The 17,771-nt window shown below is 58.4% G+C and carries 13 protein-coding genes; 8 read left to right on the top strand and 5 right to left on the bottom strand.

Annotated elements, in window-relative coordinates; all coding sequences use genetic code 11:
- Positions 1-141: 141 nt before the first annotated feature.
- From Q0106_RS05020 to Q0106_RS05005, 4 genes are all read left to right on the top strand, one after another.
- Positions 142-2,340, top strand: coding sequence for an FAD-binding protein (locus Q0106_RS05020; RefSeq protein ID WP_297609736.1), 2,199 nt, complete (start codon positions 142-144; stop codon positions 2,338-2,340).
- A gap of 123 nt (positions 2,341-2,463) precedes the next feature.
- Positions 2,464-3,267 carry a carboxymuconolactone decarboxylase family protein gene (locus tag Q0106_RS05015; protein ID WP_297609733.1) on the top strand — a complete coding sequence of 268 codons (804 nt, stop codon included), beginning with the start codon at positions 2,464-2,466 and terminating at the stop codon, positions 3,265-3,267.
- A gap of 2 nt (positions 3,268-3,269) precedes the next feature.
- Positions 3,270-4,256, top strand: a complete 987-nt coding sequence (locus Q0106_RS05010; RefSeq protein ID WP_297609730.1) for an aldo/keto reductase — start codon at positions 3,270-3,272, stop codon at positions 4,254-4,256.
- Between the two features lie 139 nt (positions 4,257-4,395).
- Positions 4,396-5,292: a LysR family transcriptional regulator gene (locus tag Q0106_RS05005; protein WP_297609727.1), complete on the top strand. Its 897-nt coding sequence runs from the start codon at positions 4,396-4,398 to the stop codon at positions 5,290-5,292.
- 623 nt (positions 5,293-5,915) lie between these two features.
- On the opposite strand, the gene Q0106_RS05000 is transcribed toward Q0106_RS05005, so the two are convergent.
- The 4 genes from Q0106_RS05000 to Q0106_RS04985 all read right to left on the bottom strand — a co-directional run bounded on the left by Q0106_RS05000 (position 5,916) and on the right by Q0106_RS04985 (position 12,195).
- Positions 5,916-7,892 (bottom strand): AAA family ATPase, encoded by a 1,977-nt coding sequence (locus tag Q0106_RS05000; RefSeq protein ID WP_297609724.1) that lies wholly within the window; start codon positions 7,890-7,892, stop codon positions 5,916-5,918.
- Between the two features lie 642 nt (positions 7,893-8,534).
- The gene (locus Q0106_RS04995) at positions 8,535-10,013 is read right to left on the bottom strand and encodes an ATP-binding protein (RefSeq protein ID WP_297609720.1); all 1,479 of its coding nucleotides are present in this window, start codon (positions 10,011-10,013) and stop codon (positions 8,535-8,537) included.
- A gap of 332 nt (positions 10,014-10,345) precedes the next feature.
- Positions 10,346-12,064: a hypothetical protein gene (locus tag Q0106_RS04990; RefSeq protein WP_297609717.1), complete on the bottom strand. Its 1,719-nt coding sequence runs from the start codon at positions 12,062-12,064 to the stop codon at positions 10,346-10,348.
- Entirely contained in the window at positions 12,061-12,195 is a 135-nt protein-coding gene (locus tag Q0106_RS04985) for a hypothetical protein (RefSeq protein WP_297609715.1), read from the bottom strand. The genes Q0106_RS04990 and Q0106_RS04985 overlap by 4 nt, the downstream gene beginning before the upstream one ends.
- A gap of 282 nt (positions 12,196-12,477) precedes the next feature.
- On the opposite strand from Q0106_RS04985, the gene Q0106_RS04980 reads away from it, so the two are divergent.
- The 4 genes from Q0106_RS04980 to Q0106_RS04965 all read left to right on the top strand — a co-directional run bounded on the left by Q0106_RS04980 (position 12,478) and on the right by Q0106_RS04965 (position 17,110).
- Positions 12,478-14,013, top strand: a complete 1,536-nt coding sequence (locus Q0106_RS04980) for a flavocytochrome c (protein ID WP_297609712.1) — start codon at positions 12,478-12,480, stop codon at positions 14,011-14,013.
- A 221-nt stretch (positions 14,014-14,234) separates the two neighbouring features.
- Positions 14,235-15,299 carry an ABC transporter substrate-binding protein gene (locus Q0106_RS04975; protein WP_297609709.1) on the top strand — a complete coding sequence of 355 codons (1,065 nt, stop codon included), beginning with the start codon at positions 14,235-14,237 and terminating at the stop codon, positions 15,297-15,299.
- Positions 15,283-16,305 carry an iron ABC transporter permease gene (locus Q0106_RS04970; protein ID WP_297609706.1) on the top strand — a complete coding sequence of 341 codons (1,023 nt, stop codon included), beginning with the start codon at positions 15,283-15,285 and terminating at the stop codon, positions 16,303-16,305. Before Q0106_RS04975 ends, Q0106_RS04970 begins: the two co-directional genes overlap by 17 nt.
- A 31-nt stretch (positions 16,306-16,336) precedes the next feature.
- Positions 16,337-17,110 carry an ABC transporter ATP-binding protein gene (locus Q0106_RS04965; RefSeq protein ID WP_297609703.1) on the top strand — a complete coding sequence of 258 codons (774 nt, stop codon included), beginning with the start codon at positions 16,337-16,339 and terminating at the stop codon, positions 17,108-17,110.
- On the opposite strand, the gene Q0106_RS04960 is transcribed toward Q0106_RS04965, so the two are convergent.
- The gene (locus tag Q0106_RS04960; protein ID WP_297609700.1) at positions 17,082-17,657 is read right to left on the bottom strand and encodes a substrate-binding domain-containing protein; all 576 of its coding nucleotides are present in this window, start codon (positions 17,655-17,657) and stop codon (positions 17,082-17,084) included. The genes Q0106_RS04965 and Q0106_RS04960 overlap by 29 nt on opposite strands.
- Between the last annotated feature and the right edge of the window lie 114 nt (positions 17,658-17,771).

Genomic DNA, 17,771 nt, shown 5'->3' with positions numbered 1-17,771 from the left:
TATATAAATATAAATCATTTGAATAACAAACGAGCCGGCGCTAGATTTCCACTCATTCAGGAAACGAATGACATAAGTCATTCCCAACATCAGACGAACAAATTCACGTTCGCTTTGCATCACGAGATCAGGAGATCAAAAATGGCGTCCCTCGGACTCTTCAGACTTTCGCTCGTTGCCGGCGCAATTCTCGCTGCCGGCTCCCTCCAGGCGGCCGACGGCACCTTCACGGGTTCGGCTCCGGGCATCAGCAGCGCCGTCACGGTGGAAGTCGCCGTCAAAGACGGAAAGATCACGTCCGTCAAGGCCGATACCTCGGGCGAAACGGAAGGCTACGGCCGCGGGATCGGAGGGGAGATGGCGAACCGCATCCTTCAGAAAGGCTCTTCCGACGTCGACGGCGTCTCGGGCGCAACCATTACGTCGGGCGCCATCCGGGCCGCTGCGGAGAATGCGCTCCGTCAGGCAGGTCTTTCAAACGGCACCCGGCAGAAGCTTCAGGCCGGCACCTATACGGGCGAAGCGCACGGCGCCAAGAGCATGGTGAAGGTCACGATCGAGGTCGACGATGCCGGACGGCTCTCCTTCAGGGATATTTCTGCGGGCGACACCGAGTATGTGAGCGAAACGGCGCTCCGCGAGGTGAGCCGCAGGATCGTCGACGCTCAGTCGCTTGCGGTCGATGCCGTCACGGGCGCGACGCTTACGAGCCGCGGCCTCACGATGGCAACGGGCGACGCCGTCCGCAAGGCGGGCGGCAAGGTTGAGGAGTGGCAGATGGGAACGCCCAAAGCCGCGATCACCGAGGGCCCGGCCGAGGATGCCGACATTGTGGTGATCGGCGGCGGTGCGGCCGGCATGATGGCGGCGCTGGCGGCGAAGACCGACCAGGCGCTCTCGGGCCGCTCCAACAACCTCAAGGTCGTTCTCGTTGAAACCAAGGGCTACCTCGGCGGCGACCTCGCAATCTGCGGCGGCTACATTGCGTCCTACTCAGGGAGCTTCCTCAACGAGGCTTCCGGCCACACGATTGACGGAAAGACCGTGGCTGCCGCCTCGAAAGCCATGCGCACGCCGGCAGCCGCGGCAATGATGAACGACGAACTCGCCGCGCGGGTCGTGGATGCGACGGGTCAGGTCATGACGCGCCTCGTTGATCAGGGCGTGAGAATTCAGGCGGCCGACGCCACGATCGGGAGCGTGCGCACGCCCTACTTTGAGGACGGCGTCATGCACTACACGGTCGCCCGCACGTCGAATGCCGAGACGGGCTACCGGAGCCTCGACGACGGCTACGACGACACGACGGGATCGCCCTGGGTAGCTTCCGGGATTGCGAAGCTCCTTAAGGACGCGGGCGTCGACATCCGCGTTGAAACGACGGCCGAGGACGTGAGAACCGAAAACGGAAAGGCCTCGGGCGTCGTGGTCGTAAACGGCGGCACCCGTCACCTCATCCGCGCCAAAGCGGTGATTATGGCTACCGGCTACTCGGGGCTTGATCCGGAATCGGTGCGCATGTTCTACCCGCAGCTCGCGGGCGTCACCCGCACGGGCGGCGCCGGGGTCACGTCCTTCGCGCCCAAGTGGATGATCAGGAACGGCGGCGAAGCGGCCCTCAACCCGGCAAGCTCCACGATGCTCGGCTACGACTCGGTGATTGGCCTCGACGGCCCGGAAAGCATGATCTACCGCGATCTTGAGCTCCCCTGGGTGAACGTCCACGGCGAACGCTTCATGTCGGAAGCTGGTCACCCCTTCATTTCCCAGCTTGATCCGGAAAACAAGGCGAAGGTTCCCGCGATCCGCCTGATTTCCCCGACGGGCCATTCGGTTGCCGAAGTCATGAAGCAGGACGGCATGCATGCCTGGATGATCTTCGACGATGCGTCGCCGGCGGCGAAGCTCCTCACCCGACTCAAGGAATCGAACCTCGCCTGGAGCGCCGATACGCTCGAAGACCTTGCAGAAGCGGCCGGACTTGATGATCCCGCGAAGTTCGCGGCGACGATCCGCAAATACAACAGCGACTACGAAGCGGGCGGCGACACGGTCTTCAACGCTCCGAAGAGCGGCATGACGCCCGTTCTGAAGGCTCCCTTCCATGCCGTTCGCGTGACGGCCGTCAATACCGTTGCAAATGCCGCCGTCTTTGCGGACCGCGACCTCACGGTTCTCACGGGCCCGAAGGGCGCTCGCATTGAAGGCCTCTACGGCGCGGGCGGCGCCATCGGGAACGCTATCACGAATGCGGGCTTAGGCGCCCACAACGCCACGTCGCTCGCTTCAGGGAAGCTCGCGGGCGACGAAGCGAGAAAGGCCGTTCTCGGCACGAAGTAATTCAACCGCTCTCTGCCTCCGGGACGGCGCCGTTTCTTCTCTCCTTTCCGGCGCCGTCCCGGGCACCTTTGAACGGCCGCGCCTCACCGGTTTTTATCCGAATTTTCACCGAAGAGAATCATCATGAACCGCAGACAAACCTTTGAGAGAGCCGCTGCTCTCGGACTCATCGGCACTTTTTTTGAGACTTCCGCCATGGCAAATACCGCTGCCTCTGCATCTTCTCAGACGAAGCTTCCCTTTACGGATGCTTCCGACATCCTCGCGCGCCTTACCGACCGCGAGATCCCCGGCGCCGTTCAATTCGACGCCCGCATGCGCGCGCTCATTACGGCAGCCGCCCTCACGCCCCTCAATGCAACTTCGGTCGCAAAGCGCGCCGTCGCGAAAGCCATTCAAGCGGGCGTCCCCGCCCTCGACCTGCGGGAGGCCGTCATGCAGGCGATGGCCTACTCGGGGCTTCCGAGCGTCATTACGATGCTTGAAGCCTTAAACGAAGCGCTCACAGAAGCCGGCCTCCCGTTCCCTGAGGAGAAGGCTGCCGTCGTTTCGGACCAGGACCGCTTTCAAAAGGGCCTGGCCGAGCAGAAAGGCATCTTCGGGCCCGCTATTGATCAGATTCACGCGAATGCGAAGCCTGACGAGCGCTTCCTCATGGTGGACCTCCTCACGGGCTTCTGCTTCGGGGACACCTACACCCGAACGGTCCTCTCGTTGAAGGAACGCGAACTCCTCACCTTCGTCGTCATCGCCGCCATGGGCGGGTGCGAGCCTCAAGTGAAGGCCCATGCAACGGGAAACATCCTGGTCGGGAACACCCGTCAGATGCTCATCGACGCAATCATCGTCATGCTTCCCTACATCGGGTTCCCGAAGGCCCTCAATGCGCTCGGCATGGTGAATGAAGCGGCGCCCGCCGGGAAGTAAAAATGGAATACCGTCATCTCGGCCGCACGGGGCTCCTCGTGAGCCCGCTTGCGCTCGGCACCATGAATTTCGGCAACGCCTCGGAAGAGTCGGAATGCCGCTCGATTCTCGATGAGGCGACGAACGCCGGCATCAACTTCATCGACACTGCGGATGTCTACGGGCCGCCTCAGAGCCCCGACATCCGTCAGGGGAACGGGCTTTCGGAGGAAATCATCGGCCGGTGGCTCGCTGATTCGGGTAAGAGGAACGAACTCGTCCTCGCGACCAAGCTCTACCAGCCGATGGGCCCGGGTCCCAACGACCGGCGTCTCTCGGCCTGTCACATCCGGGCCGCCTGCGAAGCGAGCCTCAGGCGGCTTAAAACCGACCGCATCGATTTACTTCAGATGCACCACATCGACCGGAATACGCCGATCGACGAAATCCTCGAAGCCTTCTCCCGCCTTATAGCCGAAGGGAAGGTCCTCTATGTCGGAAGCTGCAACTTTCCCGGCTGGTACATCGCCGCCATGGAATGCGAGGCTCTGAACCGCCATATGCTCGGACTCGCGAGCGAACAGTCGCTCTACAACCTCGCCGAACGTACGGTTGAGCTCGAAGTCCTTCCCGCCTGCCGGCACTTCGGTCTCGGCTTCCTTCCCTGGAGCCCGCTCGGGGGCGGCCTTCTCGCAGGCGTGCTCGGCAAAACGCTTTCGGGCCGCAGAGCATCGCAGGCTGCCTTGCAGATGATCAAAAAGCACCGCAGTCAGCTTGAGGCCTATGAGCAGCACTGCGCGGAAATCGGCGTGATGCCGGCTGAAGTTGCCCTCGCCTGGCTTCTCGCGAACCCGCTCGTCACGGCGCCCGTCATCGGTCCGCGCACGACGGAGCAGCTCCGCATGAGCCTCAGGGCGCTCGATGTGAGGCTTTCGCCGGAAACAATGAAGCGCCTCGACAAAATCTGGCCGGGACCGGGAGGCGAAGCGCCTGAGGCCTATGCCTGGTAGCGAGCCCGGAGATGACGGAGAAGCTCTGCGCTCCAGTCCGATGAGCGCTCGCTTCTCTCTTATGCCGAATTCCTATAATTAGTTCTCTTAATCGTCAAATCTCATTAATCTCTCCCTCACGCTTCTCTGGAGACATGTCATGGAACTGCGGTCGCTGCGCTATTTCGTTGAGGTTGTCCGGCAGAAAAGCTATACCGCAGCGGCGCAGAAGCTTTTCGTCACGCAGCCCACGCTTTCAAGACAGGTCACGGATCTTGAGGAGGAGTTGGGCCAGGTGCTCCTTGAGCGCACGACGCGCCGTATTGTGCTGACCGAAAAAGGAAGCCTCTTTTACCGCCGCGCGGTGAGCATCCTTGCGCTCGCAGAGGAAGCGAAGCGCGAGGCGATGCACGCCGAGGAGATCGCGGGCGACATCACCATCGCCGCGGGCGAATTCTCAGCCTTTTCCGCCATTGCCCGCGCGGTTGCGCGTCTGCAGGCAGCCTACCCCGTCGTTCGATGCCACTTCAGAAGCGTCACGGCTGACGTGGCGGCTCAGCAGCTCCGGAACGGCGAAGCCGACTTTGCGGTCTTCTCTGCCGGTGCGGATCTCGCAGATTTTGAAAGCCTCCCGCTCCCCGAATCTGCTCCGTGGGGCGTTCTGGTTCCTCGCGGGACGTACGAAAAACTCCGCGCCGTCACGCCGGAAGCGCTTCGTGAGATCCCGCTCTACATCCCCCGCCGCTATTCGGGCGAGGAAGCCGGCGCCTTTGCCGGCTGGTCAGGCTATCCCCTTGACGAACTTAAAATCCGCGGCACCTACAACCTCATCTTTAATGCGGCGCTTATGGTGCGCGAGGGCGCTGCGGCACTCTGCGCCGCAGGACTCGTCCGGGAGGACGAAGACGTGCGCTTCATTTCCCTCGCGCCGGGACTCTTCTACAAGGCCGTCGTCACTTGGCCGGCAGGGCGCCCCCTTACGCCGGTTGCCCGGGAGCTTCTGAAGGAAATCCGGGCAGTTCTCGCCGAAAGCACGTCGACCAATACTGAGCGCTGAGCCTGGTTAAAGACATCCGCAGAACCAGGAATCAAGCGCACTCCTGCACCAAAGATGCCGGCGCTGATCAGTCACTGCAATAGAGGATTGGCGGCCATTCCTACTCTGACTAGGGGATCGCATATGTACGCCGGAGTCTGAACCCGCCTTTTAGTTAAAATTCCCCGTCCGCCCGCATGAATGGAGGCATGGCTGCGGCGAGGGATTTTGGCGTTCGGAGTCCGCCGGATCGCGATATTCCCTTCGGAATATCCGTTGATTACCAAAACCGAAAAAACTGAGGGCCACACTGCTTTATGCAGAGCGGCCCTCTGGAGGCTAGGGTATGCCTAACAAACAACCCCCTAGTGACGCCAGAATATCACAACCGAAGTGTCGGAGCAAGCAGTACTGGAAGAAACAAAACACATTGTAAATCAATGATTTACGTTGGAATCAACGTGCACAAAATTCTTTCGGCGCTGACGCTTCTGATATTCATCCTGGCGTCCGTGTTTTAGTCTAAGACCGTCGGAGGCCTGAGAAACCTCCGACGAACACGGCAGGATTTCCCAATCACCACGACCGCCAGAGCCCTCAACGAACTCGAGGCACTCCTGTACGAAAAACTCTTCAGGATCGCATTACGGTTCTTCGACGACGCTCTTCCAGGCAACGAATCGCCGCTCCTCACCGCTGAAGACGAGCGCGGCGCGAAGGATTTCTTTTCCGGAATGGGCCATGCCGTAGCGGCGGGCAGAAATCTGCTTCGCCGCCTCTTCAAGACACTTTTGAGCGTCGGACGACTTACGGGCAAATTTGAATTCGAATACCCAGCGGCGGGCTCCGACATCCACTTCCAGGTCGCTTCTGCCGAGCGCCGAATGATTTTCCACCTTCGGAAGCATTGCAGCGCCGATCAACAGCACCTGCAGATACGCGCGGCAGGCCGCTTCGTCTTTAATCGGATAGCGGAGATAGTCGATTGCGCCCACGGCCTGGTTGAAGCAGCGCACCACATCATCGAGAGTCCCTGCTGCCATTGTTTCGGAAATGAGCGGCTCCCCGGCCCCTTCAATCGGCTTCCCCTTCAAAAGCTCTCCGGCATAAAGCTGAGCCATGGACACCGCCACCTCACGGTTGGGGTATCCGAGGACTGCAAAGCCATTAGACCTCATCTCCCGGATGGTGAGGTAGCCCGCCTGAGAGAGGAGAGCCTCGAGGCCGATTTCATCAAATTTTCTGGCCTCTCCAAGCTCGCTGGCCTGTATCTGCCGAACTTCATCAAAATTTGAAGGTCTTTCAAGATCATGATTTGCCAGGTAGCGCATCAGGACTGTCGGCTGCCCGCCGCTTTCATACCAGTAGTTTGCGAATCCCTGCTCTGGATACATAAAGAAATTGAGAATGGACCACGGGCAGAACACATGTCTGCGTGCATTTGCATCTACCGTAAAGCGGTCAAAGCAAAAGCCGTCGTAATATTCCCGAAGTTTTTCTATTAATTCGTCTTCACTGAGGTTTCGTATTTCGGAAGCTTCCTTCAGATAGCCTGCGAAATATGTCTTAATTTCCTCTTCGGTGAGCCCCAGAAGCGTGCTGTAGGCAGGATTAAGAGAAACGTCATCGAAATGATTGAGCTCCGAAAAGATGCTCGTCTGACGATAGCGTGTGATTCCCGTCATGAAAAAGAATCTGAGGCACCCGTCATTGGATTTAAGCATCAGAAAGAACGGGCTCATGATCGAACGGACGGCATCAAAAAGCGCCTTATTGTGAAGCGACGTCGTCAATGGCGAATCGTATTCATCGATAAGGAGCACCAGCGACATCACGGGTCGCGTCGCGAGCCATGCGGAGAGCTGCGTCATCAAAGGCTCGAGCGTTTTTTGAGCATCGTACCTGAAGCCGACCTCCGCAAATCTATTCATGAGGAGTGCATTGAATTTTTCCTGAAATTCCTGAAGATCAGCAAAGTCCCGTATTTCCGAAAAGTCGAGCCTTACGACTTCGTATGTCTTATCCGTCCATAGTTTTTCAATCGCAAGCCCTTTGAAATCCCGAAGTCCGTATTTGAAAAGCGTCTCGAAAGTCGATACCAGGAGCGACTTTCCGAACCGACGCGGACGGGAAACGAAAACCTTGCGGCCATCACGGCAAAGCCGAAAAATAAGTGCGGTTTTATCGACGTACACGCACTGCTCCTGTCTCAGCGCGCGAAAGTCGGACCGCCCGAGCGGGAGCGGCCGGCGAGGTTCGATGATTTCGGATGATGCTCCCCGAATGGCAGTTGCTTCCGCCTTCATTTCCGCAGACAAAGCCGCATGAGAATTCCTCTGCCGAAGCAGTGCGACACGACGGCCTTTCAGCTGTTTTTCAGGGATCGGAAAGTTTTCAGGATGCAGCTGGTACTCCGGCGTCGGGATGAAAACCATTTCCCGCACCATACCGAGATGACGGGAAGTCTTTCCGCCGCTCCTCGCTTTGTCCGCTTTTGAACGATAGCGATAGTGCACGGCTATGCCGCCCGAAGGCGTTCGGGAGAGGTCGGCATTCTTTGGGAGATTGGAAATCAATGCCTTGTCGGGAAGCGGATTCTTCGTTCTGCGAGCATCAGACATGGTTCATCTCCATTTATGGCCATATGCATATATCCATTAATTATGACATATCCTTTGCAGCACCATTCTTCACCTCAGGACACCCGCACGGATGGTGGCACGGCAGCAGCGAGGGATCCGGGCGTTCGGAATCCGCCGAATCGCGGTATTTCTGTTGGAATATCCGTTGATTACGCAAACCCCAAATAACTGAGGGCCACACTGCTTTATACAGAGCGGCCCTCTGGAGGCTAGGGTATGCGTTCCAAACAACCCCCTAGTGACGCCAGAATAAACAACGAAGTACCGCAGCAAGCGGCACCAAAAGAAAAATAAAACACCATGAAAATCAATGAATTACACTGAACTCAACGTGCGTAAAATTCTTTCGGCGCTGGCGCTTCTGATATTCATCCTGGCGTTCGTGTTTTAGTCTAAGACCGTCGGAGGCCTGAAAAACCTCCAACGGACACGGCTGAATTTTCCAATGACCAGCACCGCAAGGTCCGAACGAACTCGAGGCACACCTGTCTAAACGACTCCCACCTGAAAGCTGAGCCATGGACACAGCAACCTCACGGTTGGGTTATCCGAGAACAGCAAAGCCATTAGCCTCGCGCCGAAAGGTGGGGCCTTGCTTGTCAAATAGCGCTTACATTTACGTTAAACGTATAAGCGATATCGTTGCTTTGGACTTCCTTTAGGTTCAATTGGTTCTAATTTCTTGTCAGCCACTAGCTTTCGAACGTGATTTGCAATTGTTGCACGTGAAAGACCAGACATCTCCGTTAGAGCTTTAATAGATAAACTAGAGTGATCGCTCAACGCATTTAAGATAGCTTGATCGACGTTCTCCCACGTTTTCCCGATCATTTCATCATTTATCCGTCTCCGCTTATTAAATGTCAACTTGAAAAAAGTGATGGTGTCTTTAACAGTCGGCGGCGGCATCAAAGATTTAGCCAACGCCGCTTCAATCACCATAAAGCCGGTTCCTTTGTTTTCGACAACGAATCCTGACTCGAATGGTGTATAAGTCAGCAACCGTGAGAGATATTCATTTCGTGTTGAAGAAATTCCGTCCTTCCCAAGACTTTCTACAGTAGTGGAGCCGTACAGTCCACCGGGATTGGTAATTTCCAGGCGATCTGCATACATGTTGATCTGGACTTGGGAGCCTCGGCCTTCTGGAGAATAGTCTCGGTGCTGGAGGGCATTAGCGACGGCTTCTCTTACTGCTTCAAGCGGATAGTCCGGAATGTCTTTTCGCAAGCCGCCTTCAATTACCGCACCAGTATTCATGCGTTGCTGGACGAGGGCAAGTGCTTCCAGAAGCATCTCCGGAATTGAGCCGATGATTTCTTTCGAATTCAGATAGCGAAGTTGACCTGTTTCTGTTTCGACTTTATCGACGCCTGGATACACAGAAAAGACAATTTCGAGGCGGGGGAAATACTTTTGCGGAAAAGTTCCGGCAGCGAGCAGCCCGGCTATGGTTGGACAAAGACGATCATTGATTCGGGTTAAAACGCCGAGTTGAATCAAAATTGTTTCTTTAGAAAGCTTCCCAAAGACACGCGGGAACAACTCTCTAGCCCGTTTGGCAATTCCTTCTACTGTGTCGGCGTCAAGATCATCAATTGATGCAGCCTCAACGGGTTCGATGTCAAATTGCGGCTGGTGCTGCGCTTCAGAAAGTCGATCCACTTCGTATGGTGTCAAATGGCGATCACCATCGCCAGAGCGAATGAAGGCTCCGTCGTACATGCCTCGCTTAGAGATGTAGCACGGTTTCATGCGCTTCGGCATTTCCGGAACTTCTGCCACTACAAGCATTCGATCCTCAAAGCGCATCTTCTCCACTTCCATACGGACAATCGGCGTCATTGCATCGCCGATTGTCTGCATTTGGGCGTATATCTTGTCCGCATTGAAGCCGTCAGCCGGTTTGAAGCCGTTCTTTTCGGACAAGCCTAAGATGATGATGCCGCCATGCATGTTTGAAAAGGCTGAAATCGTCTCCTGCAGTTTCCTGGGAAGTTCCTGCACAGATTCCTTGACTTCCCATCGCTGTGTGTCGCTGCCAAGACTGCGCATGCGATGAATGGCTTTGATGAGTGTTTCTTCATTGAGTTCCGGCATAAAAACCTCACAACCTACCAGCTAAATGTTCAGTAATTAGCTAGTTACCTGCTATTTTACTTCAAATTATACAGTTACTAGATACTTAACTAGCTAATTAGCTAGTAGTTAGCAGGTTACCGAAGAATGTCTTTTACGCGGCTATTCTTTGTTATATATGTGAATTTTCAGTGTCTTTTGGCCTTATCGGCAGATCCGTTACCTGCTATTTTGTTTTTGAATACGCAGTTACTGTCTAACTAACTGGCTAATTAGATAGTAGTTAGTTAGTTCACGAAGGCCCGGTATATAGTGACGCCGGAATATCACACCCGAATGGACAGCAGGAGTGCTCACGCTCCCGTCGACACCACCGGCACGAGCCGGATGAAGTTGGCAGGCCGCTCGAGATGCTGCGTGATGATGTCGTAGAGGTCTCCCGGTTCCGAAGAAAGATCGATCACCTCCCAGCCGAGGGCATTCCCATACTCCTCCGCCGCATCCTCAATCTCTCTTTGAATATTGTCGGCCGGATAGTCGAGAAGGAAGTGCACGATGATCTTGTTTTCGGCGAACTTCCTCATGATGTCCGGAAGAATATCAATATCGCTTCCCGAGAGACCGCTCGTGTAGCCGCCGCCCGTATCGCGCCCGACGTTGATCCAGGCGTGCTTAACGGTGGACGACGTATAGGGAGCCGGGTAGGTCCCGTCATTGCTCCAGACCCCTGACCAGCCGGGCGAGAGCAGCCGGTACGCCCAGGTGAAGTGTTCGTCTACGCAACCCATCATGCCCGGCATGGAAAGCGCCACATGGTCGAGAATTTCCGAAACGCTTGAACTGTTGGCGAGAATCGGCATCACGGGACCGCACATCGGATAGGAAACGATGCCGTTCACAAGGTCGCCTGCGGGCGCCTTCTTCAGGCTCACCCAGGAATTATTGTCGTAGGCGATGAAGCCCCCCATGCGAAGCGAAGCGTTGTAATCATCCTCCCAGAAGGATTCCGGGGCGCAGATGACCTCCTTCCCGTCGTACCTTTTTGCGCTCAGCGGCCACGCCGTCATGTTGCTTAAGCCGTAGAGGCCTGTGGCATAACTGTCAAGGTTGTACGTCTGCTTATAGCTTTCGGTCACGGTTCTGCCGTCATTGACGAGGAGAACGAACTTGTCCTCCTCGGACGTTGGCGCCGTATCGAGCTTCGAGAGAAAATCGTCCATATCCTTCTCGCTCTGCAGATCGGGGCGCGCCACCATCACGAGGTCGGCCTCGTAGCCGGGGCCGCCGGGCTGAAGGAGATCGTCGACGAGCGAAGGATTGATTTCCTCGAGCACCTTCTTTCTCAGTTCGTACGCCGCTTCCGTGCCTTCATAGTAGGGATCGTCCGGACCCTGAAGGCGGCGGCTCGCCTTGCTGACGAGGTCTGCATGCTGCTTCCCGATATTGACGTTCACGCCGACCGCAACGATGCTCACCTTGATCATGTCGTTGCTTGATTTGCCGTCAAAAAGCTTGTCGAGGACCTTCGACATGCCGGAGGCCACTTCCTGACCGCCGTCCGACATGCCCGACTGGTCGATCGTGAAGACGACTTCGAGGGGCGACGCATAGAATTCGCTTCTTGCCTTCTGTGCGGAAGCATTGTTGCGGTCGAAAATTCGTGCGATGTCGCCCGTCATGCGCGGCTTGCTCCGGTAGTCCGTGCTGACGTATAAGCTTGAATCCGTGACTTCGAGCGTCACATTGCCGAGCGTGAGGGAATTTTCGAGCGTCCGCGCATTCTCCTTCGCCCAGGCGAGCGCCGTGGCGTTATTGAGCATGGCGTCGCTTCCCGTCGACTTGATTTTGGCAAGCGCCACGGCGGTGGAGTCCGTCACGAGCTGCATGGTGTCCATGTTGTGGAGCTCGCGCCCGAGGAGCACCGAACCCGTGCCGAGCGATACGGAAGGAAGCATCCCGACGCCGAGAAGGAGCGCCACGGCGCCCTTACGCTCGCGGGAGAAGCGGCCGAAGGCGCGCTTCAGTTCCTGAACGGTGCGGCGGACGACAAATGATGCACGAACGCTTTTCATTTGCGTGAGCCGCGGCAAAGCTCAAACATGAGTGCGGACTTGTCGACGTAGACGCACTTCTCATCTCTCAGCGCCCGAAAGTCGGACTGCCCGAGCGGCAGCGGGTTTCTTGTTTCGAGCGCGGATGACATGCTTTACCTCCCCGAAAGTCCTGATGCTTTGTGCCTTTTGCTCGAGCTCCATCTTACGGCCTGGCGGTGTTCCGCATTTCCAGCTTCTTTCTTCTCCAGCGCTGAGCCCCGAAAGGCGTCATGTAAAGATTCCATCGCGCCTCCTCAGTCAATAGAAAAGAGTCGAAATTCCTCCTTCGCATTGGTGCAAACCCGGAATAGACTTTCCTCCGCCCAATAGCGCCCGACGCCTTCCCTTCATGAGTACCGGGCGCTGAGGATAGAAAAACAGAGGAGAGAAACATGACTCAGATCGCACGCCGCCGCCTGCTCCAGGGCGCTGCGCTCATACCTGCCGCCGGCGCTTTTGTCCCGGCCGCAGAAGCCGCCTGCGTGAATCCCATTCCCGCGAAATTTAATGAGACCTACGACGTCGTCGTTATCGGCTCGGGCTTTGCCGGGCTCGCGGCCGCTCTTGCCGCGCATGAAGCGGGCGCAAAGACCGCCGTCTTTGAAAAGATGGCCTTCATCGGCGGCAATTCGTCGCTCTCGGGCGGCATGCTCGCCGTTCCGGGTTCGAGCGTGCAGAAGGCTCAGGGCATCAAGGATTCGCCCGAAGCTCTTGAAGCCGACATGGAACGCATCGGTCTCGGACTCGGCGACCCGGCGCACATCCGCTTCGTCTGCGAAAAGGCCTCGGAAACCTTTGAATGGACGCGGAAGGTTATCGGCGTCGAATGGAATGAGAACCTCACGGGCAAGGGCGGGCACTCCGCGTCGCGCTGCATGATCACGAAACAAGGGACGGGGCAGGGGATCATCGTCCCGGCGGTAGCGAAGCTTAAGGCCGCGGGCGTTCCCATCCGCACGGGGTGCTTCATGGAAGCGGTCCTTCGCGACGCCGACGGCCGCGTGAAGGGCGTTCGCATCCGCGAGGGCTATGTCTTCGGCAAACCCGGTTCCGGCAAGGTCAGGACCATTTGCGCAAAGCGCGCAGTGATTCTCGCCTGCGGCGGCTTCGGCGCCGATGTGCGCTACCGCAAGACTCTTGACCCCAAGCTCGGCGAAGCCTTCCTCACCACCAATCAGCCCGGCGCCACTGCGGAAGCCTGGCGCGAAGCGAGCCGCATCGGCGCGCGCATCATTCAGGCCGACTGGATTCAGTGCCTCCCTTCCTGCTCGCCCCTTGAACAAGGCATGGGCATTGCCACGCACTTTGCCTCGATCTCGGGTTCGCTCTTCGGCTTCTGGCTCTCCACCCTTTCGTCCTCGCGCTTCGTGAACGAATTCGGCGACAGAAAGCTCTGCACCGACGCCATTCTCACCGTCATCAACAAGGGCGGTCAGGCGCTTGCGTTCTCGGACGACGACGGCGTGAAGCACCTCGAAACGCTCCGCCCGGGGCTCTTCGCGAAGATGCTCGCTGCCGGCACGGTTGAGAAGTTTGCCGACGCCGATGCGCTCGCCAAGGCCTACCGCATGGATCCCGCTAAGCTTCGCGCTGCGATTGCCGAATACAACGACAACCTCGCGAAGAAGTCGGATCCGAAATTCGGCCGCCGCTTCGACAAGGCCGCGAAGCCCATCGGCTCGGGCCCCTACTACGTCTCCCGCATGAGCCCGAAGGTTCACCACTGTATGGGCGGCGTCGCAACCGCCGTCAACACGGCCGTCCTCGACGTGATGACCGACAAGCCGATTCCGGGGCTCTTTGCCGCGGGCGAATTCGTGGGCGGCATCCACGGCGCCGTGCGTATCGGCGCATGCGCCGTGATGGACTGCCTCGTCAACGGCCGCGAGGCCGGCATGGAAGCCGCGAAGTCCAAAGCCTGGATCTAAGACCCGGCTTCTTCACTGAGCGTTTTTGAGAAAGGGATGCGGATTCTTCCGCGTCCCTTTTCTTTAATTCTGATCGGCATCAAGAACGCTTTCGCCCGGGCTTCTGCAGTTGACGGCTCAGCTTTCCAAACATGGGAGGAGGCATTATCCTTCGCGCTATCCCGATTTGGAATAGCGGATAACGCTTTCGCCTTTTTTCAAGAAGCCTGGAAGTACTTTCTATGCAAAAACGTCTTTTCCTCCGGGGCGCCGCAGCGGCGCTCGCGTTTGCTCTTGCTTTTCCTGCCTTTGCCGACCGCGTCGTCACCGACCAGATCGGCCGTTCGGTCACGATTCCCGACCATGTGAACCGCGTCGTGGTGCTCCAGCACCAGACTTTGAATCTTCTTGTTCAGATGAACGCATCCGATAAGGTTGTGGGCGTTCTCGCCTCCTGGAAGAAGAACCTTGGGCCCCAGTTCGTCCGCTTCGACAGGAAGCTTGAGACGATGCCGATGCCGGGCGACCTCACCTCCGTCAACATCGAGGCGGTTACGGCGCTCAAGCCCGATGTGGTCTTCATCGCCAACTATGCGCCGAAGGACATGATCGAATCCCTCGAGCGCGCCGGACTCCCGACGGTTGCGGTGTCGCTGCGCCGCGACGCCAGGGACCAGAAGGCGCTCCTCAATCCGACGATGAAGGATGAGGACAGCGCCTATACGCTCGGTCTCGAGGACGGCATCCGCCTCATTGCGGACGTGGTCGACCGCAAAAAGGAAGGCGAGGAGCTCATTCGCTACACCTTTGAGAAGCGCCGCCTCGTTGACTCGCGCATCGGGAAGCTTCCCGAGAACGAGCGCGTGCGCGCCTACATGGCGAATCCCAACCTCACGACCTACGGCTCGGGCAAGTACACGGGCCTCATGATGGAGCACGCCGGCGCCTACAACGTCGCCGCGAAGACCATCAAAGGCTACAAGCAGGTCTCGATCGAAGAGGTGATCGGCTGGGATCCGGCCGTCATCTTCGTTCAGGACCGCTATCCGAAGGTCGTGAAGGAGATCCTCTCCGACCCCGCGTGGGCCGGCATCAAGGCCGTGAAGGACAAAAAGGTCTACCTCATGCCTGAATACGCCAAGGCCTGGGGCTATCCGATGCCCGAAGCCATGGCGATCGGCGAACTCTGGATGGCGAAGAAGCTCTATCCGGAAAAGTTTGCCGACATCGACATGACGAAGGCGGCCGACGACTACTACCAGCGCTTCTACCGCGTCCATTGGACGGCTGATGACGAGAAGCAGTAAGTCGCTCAGGGTGGCGGTCCTCGCGGCGGGAGCCGTCGCCATTGCCTTCCTTTCTCTCGGCGTGGGGCGCTTCGCGATCTCGCCCGGAGAGATTCTCCATGCCGCGCTCGGCGCGCTCTCCGGCATTTTCGGAGGGGCGCCGGGGATTTCAGAGAGCGCCCAGTCCCGGATTCTCTGGGAAGTGAGGCTCCCGCGGGTTCTCCTCGCCTTCTTCGCGGGCGGGGGACTTGCGCTTGCGGGCGCGTCGCTTCAGGGCGTTTTCAGAAATCCGCTCGTCGATCCGCACATCATCGGCGTTACGGCGGGCGCCGCCTTCGGCGGAGCGCTGAGCCTCCTCATGGGCGCCTCCATCCTCGTCATGATGATCGCCGCCTTCGGCTTCGGCATTCTGGCGCTCGGCCTCGTCACGCTCGCGGCCTCCCTTTCCGGGCGCGACGACCGGCTGATCATTGTTCTTGCCGGCATCATCGTGGCGGGCGTCTTCTCCGCACTGGTCTCCCTCGTTCAGTATTCCGCCGACAGCGAGGAGACGCTTCCCTCCATCGTCTTCTGGCTCATGGGGAGCTTTGCCACCGCAAACTGGCCCAAGACGCTCGCGGCATCGGGACTCATTCTCGCCGCCGCCCTCGTTCTCATAAGGCTTCGCTGGCGCATCAATCTTCTTTCGCTTGACGACCGCGATGCGGCTTCGCTCGGGATTCAGGTGGGGTGGCTTCGCCGGGGAGTGCTCTTTCTCGCTGCCGCCATCACCGCCGCTCAGGTTTCGGTAAGCGGCAGCATCGGCTGGGTGGGACTTGTCGTCCCGCATCTCGCACGCATGATCGCGGGCGCCGATCACCGGCATCTGATGCCCGCCTCCTTCTGGCTGGGCGCGGGCTTCATGGTGCTCGTGGACGATACCGCCCGCACGATGACGAGCGCGGAAATTCCGCCCGGCATTCTGACGGCGCTCATCGGCGCGCCGGTCTTTGCGGCGCTCCTTCTGAGAAGCCGCAGGTTTCTCTAAAGATTTAGCCCGTTTTTCTCCGGTGCATCAGATGGCAAAAACTGCAGCACGACCGCTCCTCACGCTTCGCAATCTGGCATTCGGCCGCGGCGAGGCGCTCTCGGCTCCGATCTCGCTCGAAGTCTCTCCGGGGGAGATTCTCGCCATTCTCGGGAGCAACGGCCGCGGCAAAACAACGCTCCTAGACACGATCGCCGGCATTCTGCATCCGCTTTCCGGGGACATCTGCCGAAATGCCCGCATCGGCTTTGTTCCGCAGCAGTTTTCCACCACGCTCGCCTACTCGGTTCTCGACATCGTTCTCATGGGACGCGCACGGGAGATCGGCACCTTCGAACTCCCCAAACCCGAGGATGAAGCCGCGGCCATGAGGGCGCTTCGGCGCCTCGGGCTTGAAGCCCTCGCCGACAGAGACTTCCGGCGGCTTTCGGGCGGTCAGCAGCAGCTCGTCGTCATTGCACGGGCGCTCGCGGGCGGAGCCGAACTTCTGCTTCTTGACGAACCCACGGCGGCGCTTGACCTGAAGCGCCAGGAGACGGTCCTCTCCCTCATGGAGTCGCTGGCCGCCAAAGGCACCGGCATCATCTTCACGACGCACGAGCCGCTTCACGCCGGGCTCGTTGCCGACAACGCGCTCCTTATGCTCCCCGGGGAAAAATCTCTTTACGGAAGCGCAGACAAAATTCTCACGCCGGAGAACCTGTTTGAGGCCTACGGCGTGAGAATCGATGCAGTTGCCGGAAAAGGCGCGAGACGGCTCATTCCCGACTTTGGAATCAGGCGCAGAAACCTGCCTCAGCCATGAGGCGGAGGGCTTCCTTAGATTCAAGCCACCGGCTCAGAGAAGCCGCGCGCGATGTCATGAGAAGCATCCCGTAGCGGGCATCCACGTTTTCGTCTGCCGGGATCTGCAGCGTCCTGAAGTTTTCGGCCGGATAGTTCACAGCATTGGACGCATAGGAAAGGAAGACGTCGGCCTTCCGCGAGAGGAGAACCTCCTTCACCGTGACGGTCTTTGCGCCTTTCCCCGGCACCGCGCCGCCGACAAGCGCGCGGGATTTTGCGCGAAGGATCGACGGGAACTGCCTTCCCCAGCGCGACGTGAGGTCGAAAAGCTTTTGAGCATAATCTCCGCCCGGATCGGCGTGCGGGGTCGACGTGCCGATCCGAAGTCCGGCAGTGAGAAGAAGCCTGAGCCAGAGAGGCTGGTCGCCGCACTCCCCGCGAGTCAGTTCGTCAACGCGCCTTGCCGCAGGCCCGCGCCTCGGGAAGACCAGCATGAGGGCATTTCCGACCCAGGGCGAAAGGGAGAGGCCGATGCCGTCACGCTTCAGATTCTCGGGCGACTGCATGTCGGCAGAAAGGAAAAGATCCGGACGCTCGCCCCTCAGAATACGGGAGGCAAGCAGCCCCAGGGCTGACGCACATTAATTTCTAATTTCAGCTGGAATCTTTTGATTTTCAGC

Source organism: uncultured Sutterella sp. (assembly GCF_937923675.1).
Classification (GTDB): Bacteria; Pseudomonadota; Gammaproteobacteria; order Burkholderiales; family Burkholderiaceae_F; genus Sutterella.
This window is presented reverse-complemented; position numbering and strand designations above follow the sequence as displayed.